The sequence below is a fragment of the Amphritea atlantica genome (genome assembly GCF_024347255.1).
Taxonomy (GTDB): domain Bacteria; phylum Pseudomonadota; class Gammaproteobacteria; order Pseudomonadales; family Balneatricaceae; genus Amphritea; species Amphritea atlantica.
In genome coordinates this window covers 4,348,938-4,361,247 of sequence record NZ_AP025284.1, presented here as the reverse complement: position 1 = coordinate 4,361,247, position 12,310 = coordinate 4,348,938, and the positions used below count along the sequence as shown (strand labels likewise).

Below are 12,310 nucleotides of genomic sequence, written 5' to 3'. Positions count from 1 at the left end.
AAGCTTTGTCAATCTAAAGGGTGGTTATGCAAACAGAAACAATAGCTATTGTGAAAGCGACAGTGCCTGCTATTCAGGCGTCGGGAGAAGCGATCACACAACATTTTTATCGGCTGCTGTTCGCCGAGAATCCGGAACTTCAGCATGTGTTCAATATGGCCAGTCAGGCAAACGGTCGGCAGCAGTCAACCCTGGCCGCTGCGATTCTGGGATATGCCGCGAATATCGACAATCTTGCTGCGCTGGGTGGTGCGGTTGAGAAAATCGCCATGAAGCATTTTAGTCTGGATATAACCCCGCCACAGTATGAGACTGTCGGGCGTAATCTGCTAAAGGCGATCAGGGCGGTGTTAGGTGAAGAGGTTGCTACAGACAGTGTTTTGCAGGCCTGGGCAGAAGCGTACCAACAGTTAGCGGATATTCTGATTGGCCGCGAACAACAGCTCTATGCCCAGGCTGAAGCAGAGGGATGGTCTGGTTTTAAAGCGTTCAGTGTTACCCGTATCGTCGATGAGAGCGATGAAATCCGCTCCATTTATTTGCGTCCAGTCGATGGTAAACCGCTGCCTGTATACCTTCCTGGTCAGTTCATCAGTATGAAAGTCGTCAACCCGGACTGGGAACATGAAGAGATACGTCAGTATAGCCTGTCTGACCGTCATACCCCCGAGGGGTATCGCATCTCAGTTAAGCGGGAGCCTGCGCCTGTTGCTGGCATTCCTGAAGGGCGGGTGTCTAATTATCTGCATACACAGATCAGGGAGGGGAGTCAGCTGGCGATCCATATGCCCGGGGGTGATCTGTTGCTGCAGCAGAATAGGCGTCCCGTGGTGCTGATTAGCGGAGGCGTGGGGATCACCCCGATGTTGAGTATGCTGAATGAACTGATGCTCAATCAGGATGACCGAAAAATTGTCTGGCTGCATGGTACCCGTAACCAAAAGAGTCATGCATTTGCAGAACATATTCATTGTCTGAAAAGGGACTACCCTGATCTGACCGCAGCCACCTTTTATGATGCCCCGGCTGGTGTCCGGCAAGGGGTTGATTATGACCACCAGGGTTATATCACAGCGGACTGGCTGGCGCATTATTGCCCGGAGGATGCAGAATACTATTTTTGCGGCCCCGTCCCCTTTATGAAAGCGATCTATCGGCAGTTGAAAGCGCGAGGTGTCGAGGATGAAAGACTTCACTATGAAGTCTTTGGACCGGGGGAAAGCCTGGCTTAAACAGATGAAACTGATTCTTAAGAGTGCAATGGTTGCCGGAGTGATGTCGCTGTTCTTCTGTTTCAGTACTGATCAGTTGGGCGTGTGGAGTAAACTTTATCCACAAGCGGCGGCACTCGCGGCATGCTGCAATTTGTTGTTACGGCGATTATGATTGCTTCCGCTATGGCGAGGGAATTAAACGGGGTATAGTTGTCTATGCCCCGTTTTTTATTGTTTCTGACTTGAGGAGTGGCTATGAGACTAAGCGCTTTTACCGATTTTGGCCTGCGAACATTGATGTATCTGGCTACTCTGGAAGAAGCGCGGTTGAGTAGCGTGGCAGAAGTGTCCGCCGTCTATCAGGTGTCTCAGAGTCATATGGTGAAAGTAATTGGGCAACTGGCTAAACTGGGGTATGTGCAGACGATTCGCGGTAAGAATGGCGGCATCCGGCTGGCGCAGTCTCCTGAATCGATCAATATTGGCGATGTCATCGAACAGTTGGAAAACCATCTGGATGGTGTTGATTGTCTGTCAACGTCCTGTCAACTGCTGCCTTGCTGTGAATTAAAAAAAGCACTGATGGAGGGGATGCGGGCGTTTATCAATACCATGCGTCAGTACACGCTGGCCGATCTGATGGTGAATAAGCGGCAACTGATCCCGTTGCTGGCCGCAGGCTGATTCTTTGCCCAATGATGTGCCAGTTCAGAACGGCTTTTCAGTCGGGTAAGCTGAATCACGCTTTATCCTCTTCATTATTAAACGATCTCCCTCAATATTGCAGTCGCTGACCGGCCCGATAGCGAATATTTAATGATTTCATCACTGTTTATTCAAATGGTGATTTTTTTGCTGAAATATATCGATAAATCCCTCTTTTAAATAATGATATTTTTAATTTGATTCATTTGTAAGTCGCTGAATTTTAATTGATTTTATAAAAACTGAAAGTGCTGTTCTTCTGGAGCGTTTCTTGCTTTTTCACGACAGGATGCTTGCGTCCTGAAAAGTCATAAAAACACTAATAAGAACAGGAACTATTTTATGAAAAAGGGTGTGTTGAGACCGGGCCATGTACAGGTTCGGGTATTGGACCTGGATGAGGCCGTTAAGCATTACACTGAGGTGCTTGGGCTGATTGAAACAGATCGTGATGATCAGGGGCGGGTGTACCTTAAAGCATGGACAGAGGTGGATAAATACTCGCTTGTTTTGCGGCAGTCCGATGCTCCGGGGCTGGATTATGTCGGCTACAAGTGTCTTGATGAAGCCGCCGTTGAGCGTTTACAACAGGAGCTGACTGAGTTTGGCTGCCATGTTGAGGAGATCCCTCCCGGTGAACTGAAGGGGTGCGGTAGACGAGTCCGGTTTGATTCACCTACCGGCCATCTGTTCGAACTCTATGCCAGCAAAGAGCAGACAGGCCGTTGGGGGGTGGGTAACCATAATCCTGAAGCCTGGCCCCGGGGGCTGAGAGGGATGAAAGCTCAACGCTTTGATCACTGTCTGCTCTATGGACCCGATATTGCCGGAACGATCCAGCTGTTTGAGAAGGTGCTGGGGTTCGATCTGGCGGAACAGGTTGTTGATAACCAGGGCAACCGTCTGGCAGGCTTTCTCACCTGTGGTATGAAAGCTCATGATGTTGCCTTTATTGAGTGTCCGGAGAAGGGGAAACTGCATCATATCTCCTTCCTGCTGGAATCCTGGGATGAGGTGCTACGCGCAGCGGATCTGATAAGCATGACCGATACATCCATTGATATCGGCCCTACCCGCCATGGCATTACGCACGGTAAGACAATCTACTTCTTTGATCCTTCAGGGAATCGGAATGAGGTGTTTGCCGGAGGCGATTATTTCTATCCTGATCATGGCCCGATCACCTGGGATGCTGAGCAATTGGGTAAGGCGATTTTCTATCATGACCGGGTGCTGAATGACGCTTTTCTAAGCGTCCTGACCTGACGTATTCAGATGAAAAAGCGGTACTGCAACGGTTGTTGTACCGCTTTTTACACCGCTTTTTATCGTTCGATCCTGTTTTACTGACGTTACAGCTTGAGAGTCAGCGTCGGGGTGAGTGCGCGGGAGCAGCATGGGGTAAAGTGCTGGTTTTGCTGGCGCTCTTTATCGGTCAGAAACATGTCCTGATGATCAGGAGTACCCTCCAGAATCTCCAGGACACAGGTTCCACAGACACCCTGCTCACAGGAGCAGGGTATTTCATAGCCACTTCGGACCAGAGCATCCAGAGCTGTTTCATCTGCAGCGACATTGATGACATCGCCGCTGCTGTTAATCACCATAGAAAAGGGCTGACCCAGACCGCTGGCAGGAGGAGCCGATCGCTTGAACAGTTCATAATGGATACGTTCCTCAGCCCAGCCCGCCGCTAACGCAGTGTTGGAAATAAACTGGATAAAGCCTTCGGGGCCGCAGACAAAAAGCCGCGAATCGTCACTACGGTGTGCGAGTGTCTGTGGGGCAAATGCCTGCTTTTGTTGGTCAAAATAGATGCGGCTATGTTCAGCAAAGGGCGAGGCTTGTATCTCTGCCAGAAATGCAGCACTGCGGTCGGAGCGGGCGCAGTAATGCAGTTCGAATGACTTTCCCTGACTGTGCAGGTACTGAGCCATAGAGAGGATGGGGGTGATACCTATCCCTCCGGCGATCAGTACCGTATGCTCACACTCCTGCAGTGGAAAGTGGTTTCTTGGTTCACTGATGGTGACCGTGCTTCCCGGCGTCAGGCTGTCATGCAGCTTAATCGATCCTCCACGTCCGCCGGCTTCACGCAGAATAGCAATCTCATAGGTTTTGCCTTTATCCAGACTATTGATCAGCGAATATTGTCTGATGGTGTTGTTATCGATATGCAGATCGATGTGTGATCCGGGGTCAAAGGCTGGCAGGCGGGTGCCGTCAGCGCTGGCGAGTACCAGCGAAACGATATTTTCGGCAATCATCTGTTTTTTTATCAGAGTAACTTCAATCATGATCATTATCTCACAGGGTTAAGCCAGGGTTTGTGTAAACCCTGGCTCTGGATTTAAGCCGATTCGATTTCAAGCAGTTCGCTCAATTTACGTCTGACCCTAATCCCCCCGGCATCGCTGGATAGCAGTACTGGCTGCAGTTCCCAGAATCCAGATTCTCCCATCTCCTGCTGCTGGGCTTCGATCATCGGTTTATCCTCCTCGATAAATGCCTGTTCCATCCCTGCCATTTTTGCCGCGTTGTATTCCCCATCCTCTTCCAGATAGTTGCGGGCTGAGGCAAAAAAGTAGTGGGTGGAAAACTCGGTTTCCGGGGTCATGATATGAAAGTCATAAAGTTCCAGACCATCATTTGTGTAATCGGTGCTGTCCTGAACGGCGGCGACTTTCAGGTGCATGTTTGAAGGCGCGTGCCAGTCAACCTGAAAATATTGATTGGCTTCATCTTCAGGGCGTGGCAGGTGCACCGCAAACAGCTGCATGGCAGGCTCTGCCAGCCAGTCCCAGCGTACCGAGATCACCTCACCCTCTTCCTGTACATTTGGCAGTAACGGGCTGAGTTTCCCCCCGGTATTGATCAGCGGGCCGTGCAGATGATCGATGTGACTCAGATCCATGATGTTGTCGGTCAGCAGCTGGTAATTGCATTTGTTATACATGTAGATATGTCCGACAGCGGTGTCCGGCTTTTGGGACAGTACCGAGCAATCCATTATTTTGCTGCGATCAGCTTTACTGCGGTTGCCCATCCAGATCCAGATAAAGCCGTCCCGTTCCTCTATCTCATAACTTTTTACGGCGCAGGCTTTGGGAATTTTGCCGTTGCCGTGGGGGTTGTGGGTGCACTCGCCCAGCTCATTAAACTTCAGGCCGTGATAGAGACAGGTGATCTCATCGCCGCTGCGGATGCCTTTACTCAACGGCGCAAACCGGTGGGGGCAGCGGTCACGCAGTGCCGCGACAGAACCATCTTCCTTGCGGTAAAACAGCACCGTCTCGTCGATGATTTTGCGGGTTAATAGGGTTTCAGTGTCGAGTTCGGTTGTCAGGGCGGCGACATACCAGGCATTTTTCAGAAAGGTGAGCTTTGTCTTGGTGATCAGTTCCATGGGGTTTGTTCTCTTTTTATTTTTAATGAATCGAGGCCGTACCAGAATACGGACTCCCTAAACGCCCGGGATTACCGGGTGAATCGTTGGTCTGTGATCGGGTCGATCAGAGTGAACAGATCAGCTCGCCTGATGTTGGCAGAGCGTTCTGTGGCGCATTCGCTTGGTGGCGAGCGGCCTGTCCGGAGAGATCAGTGTTTTCTTTTGGGGTGCTGAGACAACCCTGTGAAGAAGGCTGCCCGGGGCAGCCGGGCGTGGAGATGGCTTTTTGATGATCAATAGTAGGCATAGTAACTGTCTTTGTTTATTTTTTTAATTGACAGTAATGACAAAGCATATGGCAGGCCATTTTATTAAAAAGGTAATAAAAACAGGATATTATATGGTTTGTAGGCGATACGTTGAACGCCTGTGTCGAACGGAGTTGAATAAATAAGGAATATTTTGCTGAAAGTTTTCTACAAATCAGGAAGTGCGCGGCCACATAGCAGAGCAAGCATAAGAGGGGAGATCAGCATCCTTGCTGAGTTTGACGCTTAGTCAGTATCACCGCTTTGATGCTTTTTAAGCCGGTATTCGAACTGCCCGCGTCTGAGATTCAGATATCGGGCTGCAGCTGAAATATTACCGCCATTACGGCTCAGTGCATGCTGCAGTATCAGGTGTTCAATTTCATCAAATGAGCTGATTCCCGACAGTATCTCCTCGATGGCAGCCCCGGTTATATTTGTCTGTTCGCCCGGGTCGGTGGTTGAGCTGTTGCGTGTATCGGCGGAAGTCAGGACCCTGTTGTTTGCGCTAAGGGTATAGTCTTCATCAATCAGCAGATGTTCGATATCAATATTGCTGTTCTCCTCTGCCAGAATAACGGCCCGCTCGCAGACATTCTCAAGCTCGCGCACGTTGCCTGGCCAGCTGTGGTTGAGCAGTTGATTGAATGCCTGTCTGGAAATACCCGTGACCGGCTTCTGCATCTCTGCGGCAAAGCGGTTTATAAACAGATTGATCAGCAGGGCGATATCATCGGTTCTTTGCCGTAGCGGCGGAATCTTAATTGGGAAAATATTGATCCGATAGTAGAGGTCAGCCCGGAAGTGACCGTTGGCAACGTCTTCGGTCAGATTAGTATTGGCTGCGGCGACGATACGAACATTCACCCTGATGATTTCGGTGCCTCCGACCCGCTCGACCTCTTTCTCCTGCAATGCCCGTAGCAGTTTACCCTGCGCGGCTAATGGCAGGCTGCTGATCTCGTCGAGAAACAGGGTTCCGCCATCAGCCCTTTCAAACCGTCCGGGCCTCGACTCCACCGCTCCTGTAAAAGCACCTTTCTGCACTCCAAACAGTTCTGCTTCTACCAGGTCAGCAGGGATGGCTGCACAGTTGACCGAGATAAATGGCCCGGTGGCTCGCTGGCTGATCGAGTGCAACGCCTGGGCAAAGCGTTCTTTACCGACACCGCTTTCCCCAATTAACAAGACCGAGGAGTGAGTGGCTGCGACTTTTTTAAGCTTGCTGGCCACCGCATTGAACTGTTGTGAAGAGCCCACCATATCGGGAAGAACGGTGTCCGGGGCTGCTGCAGGCTCTGTTAATGGTATGCAGTTGCTGGATTTTGGCCGGGAGATAAAGGTTTCAATCTGCATGAAGCCGAGATGTTCATCAATATCATCGGCTTCCTCCAGTGGGGTAGCGACAACACGGCAGTGCTTATGTCCCATGCCGACACACTCAGTCTCTTTCCAGACGATAGGGCGTCCCATCACCGTGGTGGTGTAACCACAGGCATAGCCGGTCATCAGCCAGCATGCGGGAGATCCACTGACGCCCAGGTGTTCCAGATGGGCTTTGGATTCCCAGGACGACTCCCAGATATAATCGCCCCAGAAGCGTCCGGTATCTTCGTCGTAATGCATCTTTTTCACCGCCCGGTTAAGAACAAAGCCTTCCAGCTCTCTTATCTTAGGGCCGAAGGTGAACAGTTTATCGAGGGCGGTGATCCCCTGCTTTTTCAGCTGCAGGGCATCCTGAGTACCCTGCTGATAACCCAGGCGGGTAAAAATCTCACGGGTGGTTTTAAGGCCGATTCTTTCAATAAACTCTCTGCGAAGGCTGGCCAGGGTATAACCGTGTAACAACAGCATGCGCTGTCCCAGCAGATAGATCTTTCCCTCTGCTGTTTTATCGAGAATCTCATTTTCTAATAAGAAGGGGGTTTCAATGCTCTCATCTTTGTGCATTTTTAGTGTTCTGCGTATTTATTGTTTTTTTATCTTACGGCGTTATTTTGGCGCGGGCAAACAGGCCGTGGTAACGGTTTCTGGCAGGAAGAGAAATGATTGATGGTGTCCGGAATGTCGATCTGGTGTCAGTTTGGTGACTGGGTTGCCCAACAGATTGTGCCCAGGGGGCGGTATCCTGCCGCGCCGGTCACCTCAGGAATGTTACCGCTCAGTCGGTTGAGGGTGCGGTAGGCCAGCCAGGCAAATGCCGCCGCTTCAACCCAGTCCGGGTCGAGGTTTAATTCTGCGGTGGTGCTCAGGTAGTGCGGTTCAAGCAGCTCAGTCAGGCGGGCCTTCAGCCGGCTGTTATGGCTGCCTCCGCCACAGAGAAAGACCTGCAGATCGCTCAATTGATGGCTTTTGATGGCATCGGCAATCGACACAGCGGTCAGTTCCAGCAAGGTGGCCTGAACATCTTCTGGCGGAGGGCTTACTGCGAGGGCATTCACCTTCTGCTCCAGCCAGTGCCGGTTAAACTGCTCGCGGCCAGTGCTCTTCGGGGCTGGTTCACTGAAGTAAGGCAGCGCCAGCATCTGCTGCAGCAACTGAGGGACTATTTTCCCCCGGGCCGCCCAGCGTCCATCCCGATCATAGCTTTCATGCTTGTGTTGCATTATCCAGCTGTCCATCAGCACATTGCCGGGACCAGTATCGTAACCCCTGATGGGTTTGTCTTCAGCGGCTTCGAGAATGGTGAGATTGGCCATACCGCCGATATTCACCAGAACCCGGTTCACTGTTGTGTGACGAAACAGGGCGTTGTGAAACGCGGGCACCAGCGGTGCACCCTGACCGCCAGCGGCCATATCACGGCGGCGGAAGTCTCCGATGGTGGTGATGCCGGTGCGTTCGGCGATCAGATTCGGATCACCGATCTGCAGGGTAAAGTTTGCTTCGGGTCGGTGACGAATGGTCTGCCCGTGGCTGCCGATCGCAGCAATCTGCTTCTGCTCCAGATGGTGTGTGCTGATCAGGTTATTAACCGCGCTGGCAAACAGTTCGGCCAGTTGAAGGTCAAGCCGCCCCAGCCGTTCAATCTCATTATCACCGGGGGTTAACAGGGCCAGGATGGCCGCATGGATCGCTGAAGGGATCGGTTCACTATGGCTGGCGAGCAATTCAAATTGGGGCTCAAAGCGAACCGCCACCGCATCGATACTGTCGAGACTGGTGCCCGACATCAGGCCTATATAGATGGGTGCACAGATGGAGCCGTTCATCAATATATCTGCCTGTCGCTTACGAAGATCAGTGGGCTGCTGAGGCCAGCTGGGTTGCTTTAAACGATTCCAGCTGAGCCAGTGTCTGTTTCGCCACGGAGAAGAATTGCTGCCGCTCCGCTTTATCTATTGGTGCCGCGTGGGGCAGTTTAACTGTCTGCGGATTTTTGTGTACCCCATTAACCCGGAACTCATAGTGCAGATGGGGGCCGGAGGCGAGTCCGGTCTGGCCGACATAACCGATCACATCCCCCTGACTGACCCGGCTGCCGGTTTTCTGACCTTTGCGGAAACTGTTCATATGGCCATAGAGGGTGGTGATATTACCGCCATGCTGGACGATAACGCAGTTGCCGTAGCCGCCTTTTTTGCCGCGCCAGATAATTTTACCATCGCCCGCCGCCTTGATCGGTGTGCCGGTGCGAGCGGCATAGTCGGTGCCCTTATGGGCTCGTGTCAGGCCAAGCACGGGGTGTTTTCGACGTGCTTTGAAGCTGGAGCTGATGCGGGCAAAGTCCACCGGGCTGCGCAGAAATGCCTTACGCATACTGTCACCTTCCGGGGTGTAGTAACTGCTATTGCCATCGCTGTCGGTATAACGGATAGCGGTGTAGGTTTCTCCCTGATTGATAAACTGGGCTGAGAGAATATTGCCTTCGCCGATCTTTTTACCCTCGAGATATTTCTCTTCGTAGACCAGGTTGAAACGGTCGCCCTGGCGCAGATCGAGAACGAAGTCGATATCCCAGCCAAAAATAGCCGCCAGTTCCATAATCATCTTGTCAGACAGGCCCGCCGCAGAGGCATCCAGAAACAGCGAGTTTTCGATGCTGCCTGAGGCAAAGCGGGTCTCGATGTCTGGCTGCTTGGTTATCTCTTTAACACTGAATCCCTGATCAGTGGCGGTGAGCAGTGAGCTTTCCAGCTGATTGCGGATATGCTTTAGCTTTATCAGCTGTTTATCTTCGATGACAAAGCTCAGGGTTTGACCGGGGTAGATCCGTTTCAGAGCCTCAGTGCCTTTCACGGCAGTGCTGACCAGAAAAGCATCCCGACCGGTAAGTCCCGCGCGTTTAAAAACAGAGGTCAGGGTGTCGCCACTGCGTACGGTCACATCCTTCCATACATCCGCTTTCTGCGTTGCTGGCTGAGCGGGGGACGTTAGCTTTGAGGGGACCATCATGGCGACCTGAGTGTTCCCTGCGTCAGATGGGTGCCTGTTGTCAGGATCAGATTGCTGCGCTGCCGAGGGTAGCGGTTGTGGGTCGTTGATATGGGGTTGAGTAAAGGTTATTGGTGCATCCGAAGCGGGTGCTTCCGCAGAGGGCATCAGCATCGCTGTCAGGCCGATGATTACCGTACAGATAATGACCGCCATCAGGTGGGTGACCGGAAGATGCTTTTTTAACCGCTCAACTAGAAACACGGCAGTTTACCTCAGTATTGTAAAATTCGATGAATTATACCGGATGCTGTCACATAACCGAAATATTCACTCTGTATCGGCGAAAATCATTACAAATTAAGCGAATATTCGGCTATCCACAGACACGATTGTCTCTTTTTTATATCAGCCCGGCAGGTCTACCCGCTCGGTAAGTCTGGATCAGAGCATCTTTTGTCAGAAAAGTTCTGTTTTGCCCGTTGCTTTATTCAGGCGCAGGCAGTCCAGAAAAAGTGACGGTTATCGCTCTATATCAGCATCATAGGTTTGTCGGATCTGATGTGGAAGGGTAGAATACGCCCCCAATCCATGATGACTACTTATTTTGAGAAGGTAAATAGAAGGCAATGACAGACAAAACACTGCTACAGGATCTCAATGCGCGCGGACTGATCGCGCAGATGACCAGTGAAGAAGAGCTGGAACAACACCTGGCTGAAGGTTCTGTCACCCTCTATTGTGGCTTTGATCCCACCGCCGATAGCCTTCACATCGGTTCGCTGGTGCCACTGCTGGCGCTGAAACGTTTTCAGCAGGCCGGTCACAAGCCGCTGGCGCTGGTGGGTGGTGCCACCGGTCTGATCGGTGATCCGAGCTTTAAAGCTCAGGAACGCAAACTCAACGATGACAGCACCGTGGCGGGCTGGGTTGAAAAACTCAAAGGTCAGGTGAGTCAGTTTATCGACTTCGACTGTGGTGAAAACAGTGCGGAAGTGGTGAATAACCTCGACTGGACCCGGGGGATGGATATTCTCACCTTCCTGCGGGATGTGGGTAAGCATTTCTCCGTTAACCAGATGATTGCTAAAGAGTCGGTCAAACAGCGGATCGACCGGGAAGGTGAGGGGATCTCCTTTACCGAATTTACCTACATGATTCTGCAGTCATACGATTATCAGCAACTGAACGCCAGTCACGGCTGCACCCTGCAGATTGGGGGTTCTGACCAGTGGGGTAATATTACCGGTGGTACCGAGCTGACCCGACGCATGAATGGCAACAAAGCCTTTGGTCTGACCCTGCCGCTGATTACTAAGTCTGATGGTACTAAGTTTGGTAAAACTGAGTCCGGTACCATCTGGCTGTCCTCTGCAAAAACATCGCCTTACGCCTTCTACCAATTCTGGCTGCAGACTAATGACGCTGATGTGTATAACTTCCTCAGATACTTTACCTTTTTATCGATTGAAGAGATCGACGGGCTGGAAAAAGCAGATGCTGAACGTGAAGGTCGCCCTGAAGCGCAGTCTGTTCTGGCACGGGAAGTGACCCGTCTGGTACATGGTGAAGAGGGGCTGGTAGCCGCCATGCGCATCACAGACGCCCTGTTCAGCGGCAACCTCTCTGATCTGAGTGAAGCGGATTTTGAACAGCTGCAACTGGATGGACTGCCTTCATCAAGCCTGACGGACGTTGATCTGGCAGAGACGCCCCTGACCACACTGCTGAGTGATGCAGGTCTGGCGGCTTCCGGTAAGCAGATCAAAGATGCTCTGCAGCGTAATGCGGTGATCGTCAACGGTGCTGAGAAGGGGATGGATGACAATATGAAAGCGGCTGAACTGTTTGCCGCGGCAAACGGCACTTTCGGTCGCTTCTTCCTGGTGAAACTGGGCAAGAAAAAGCACCACCTGTTTGTGATCTGATTGTTTACCTGACTACTAAATAAAACGCGCTACCCGAAAGAGTCAGCGCGTTTTTTTATGACCAGAATCAGTGCATATAGAAGTCAAAATCCTCGACGGACTCTTTTAGTGCTTGAATAGCGTGTTCATAGTGTTTGATTTGCCGCGAGACAGATAAAACCGGGAATATGAAAATAATGACAAATGCGTAAACCGGTAGGTAGGGAAAATTTATCATCGCGAAGAGTGTGAACGCTAATAACAGATAAGCGAACAACCGCTGGTACTTAAGACGGTTCAGGTTTTTGTTTAACCTGTCCATCTTCTCATTGTATTCACTGGCTTTGGAAAAACTCAGATCTTTCAATACAGAATGATTCATCGGTTACACCTCCATGTGTTAACTACTATGAC

The 12,310-nt window shown here is 51.3% G+C and carries 11 protein-coding genes; 5 read left to right on the top strand and 6 right to left on the bottom strand.

Annotated elements, in window-relative coordinates; all coding sequences use genetic code 11:
• Nucleotides 1-26 precede the first annotated feature (26 nt).
• The 4 genes from hmpA to OCU43_RS20050 all read left to right on the top strand — a co-directional run bounded on the left by hmpA (nucleotide 27) and on the right by OCU43_RS20050 (nucleotide 3,185).
• Entirely contained in the window at nucleotides 27-1,232 is a 1,206-nt protein-coding gene (gene hmpA / locus OCU43_RS20065; RefSeq protein ID WP_091361661.1) for an NO-inducible flavohemoprotein, read from the top strand.
• A gap of 4 nt (nucleotides 1,233-1,236) precedes the next feature.
• On the top strand, nucleotides 1,237-1,386 hold the full coding sequence (locus OCU43_RS20060; RefSeq protein ID WP_175483605.1) for a hypothetical protein: 150 nt from the start codon (nucleotides 1,237-1,239) through the stop codon (nucleotides 1,384-1,386).
• Nucleotides 1,387-1,469: 83 nt separating this feature from the next.
• On the top strand, nucleotides 1,470-1,898 hold the full coding sequence (locus tag OCU43_RS20055; RefSeq protein ID WP_091361664.1) for an Rrf2 family transcriptional regulator: 429 nt from the start codon (nucleotides 1,470-1,472) through the stop codon (nucleotides 1,896-1,898).
• 363 nt (nucleotides 1,899-2,261) lie between these two features.
• Nucleotides 2,262-3,185, top strand: a complete 924-nt coding sequence (locus OCU43_RS20050; RefSeq protein ID WP_091361665.1) for a catechol 2,3-dioxygenase — start codon at nucleotides 2,262-2,264, stop codon at nucleotides 3,183-3,185.
• 86 nt (nucleotides 3,186-3,271) lie between these two features.
• Here OCU43_RS20050 and OCU43_RS20045 read toward each other — a convergent pair whose 3' ends face one another.
• The 5 genes from OCU43_RS20045 to OCU43_RS20025 form a co-directional block, all read right to left on the bottom strand.
• Nucleotides 3,272-4,216, bottom strand: coding sequence for a PDR/VanB family oxidoreductase (locus OCU43_RS20045; protein ID WP_175483606.1), 945 nt, complete (start codon nucleotides 4,214-4,216; stop codon nucleotides 3,272-3,274).
• Between the two features lie 53 nt (nucleotides 4,217-4,269).
• Nucleotides 4,270-5,325: a Rieske 2Fe-2S domain-containing protein gene (locus OCU43_RS20040; RefSeq protein ID WP_091361669.1), complete on the bottom strand. Its 1,056-nt coding sequence runs from the start codon at nucleotides 5,323-5,325 to the stop codon at nucleotides 4,270-4,272.
• 536 nt (nucleotides 5,326-5,861) lie between these two features.
• Nucleotides 5,862-7,565 (bottom strand): sigma-54-dependent Fis family transcriptional regulator, encoded by a 1,704-nt coding sequence (locus OCU43_RS20035; protein ID WP_091361673.1) that lies wholly within the window; start codon nucleotides 7,563-7,565, stop codon nucleotides 5,862-5,864.
• A 128-nt stretch (nucleotides 7,566-7,693) separates the two neighbouring features.
• The gene (locus OCU43_RS20030) at nucleotides 7,694-8,827 is read right to left on the bottom strand and encodes an anhydro-N-acetylmuramic acid kinase (RefSeq protein WP_245756636.1); all 1,134 of its coding nucleotides are present in this window, start codon (nucleotides 8,825-8,827) and stop codon (nucleotides 7,694-7,696) included.
• Between the two features lie 28 nt (nucleotides 8,828-8,855).
• The gene (locus tag OCU43_RS20025) at nucleotides 8,856-10,253 is read right to left on the bottom strand and encodes an OapA family protein (protein WP_091361675.1); all 1,398 of its coding nucleotides are present in this window, start codon (nucleotides 10,251-10,253) and stop codon (nucleotides 8,856-8,858) included.
• Between the two features lie 365 nt (nucleotides 10,254-10,618).
• Here OCU43_RS20025 and tyrS point away from each other — a divergent pair, with 365 nt between their 5' ends.
• The gene (gene tyrS, locus OCU43_RS20020) at nucleotides 10,619-11,917 is read left to right on the top strand and encodes a tyrosine--tRNA ligase (protein WP_091361676.1); all 1,299 of its coding nucleotides are present in this window, start codon (nucleotides 10,619-10,621) and stop codon (nucleotides 11,915-11,917) included.
• A 67-nt stretch (nucleotides 11,918-11,984) separates the two neighbouring features.
• Here the strand turns inward: tyrS and OCU43_RS20015 are convergent, their stop codons facing one another.
• Nucleotides 11,985-12,278 (bottom strand): hypothetical protein, encoded by a 294-nt coding sequence (locus OCU43_RS20015; RefSeq protein ID WP_091361677.1) that lies wholly within the window; start codon nucleotides 12,276-12,278, stop codon nucleotides 11,985-11,987.
• Nucleotides 12,279-12,310 lie beyond the last annotated feature (32 nt).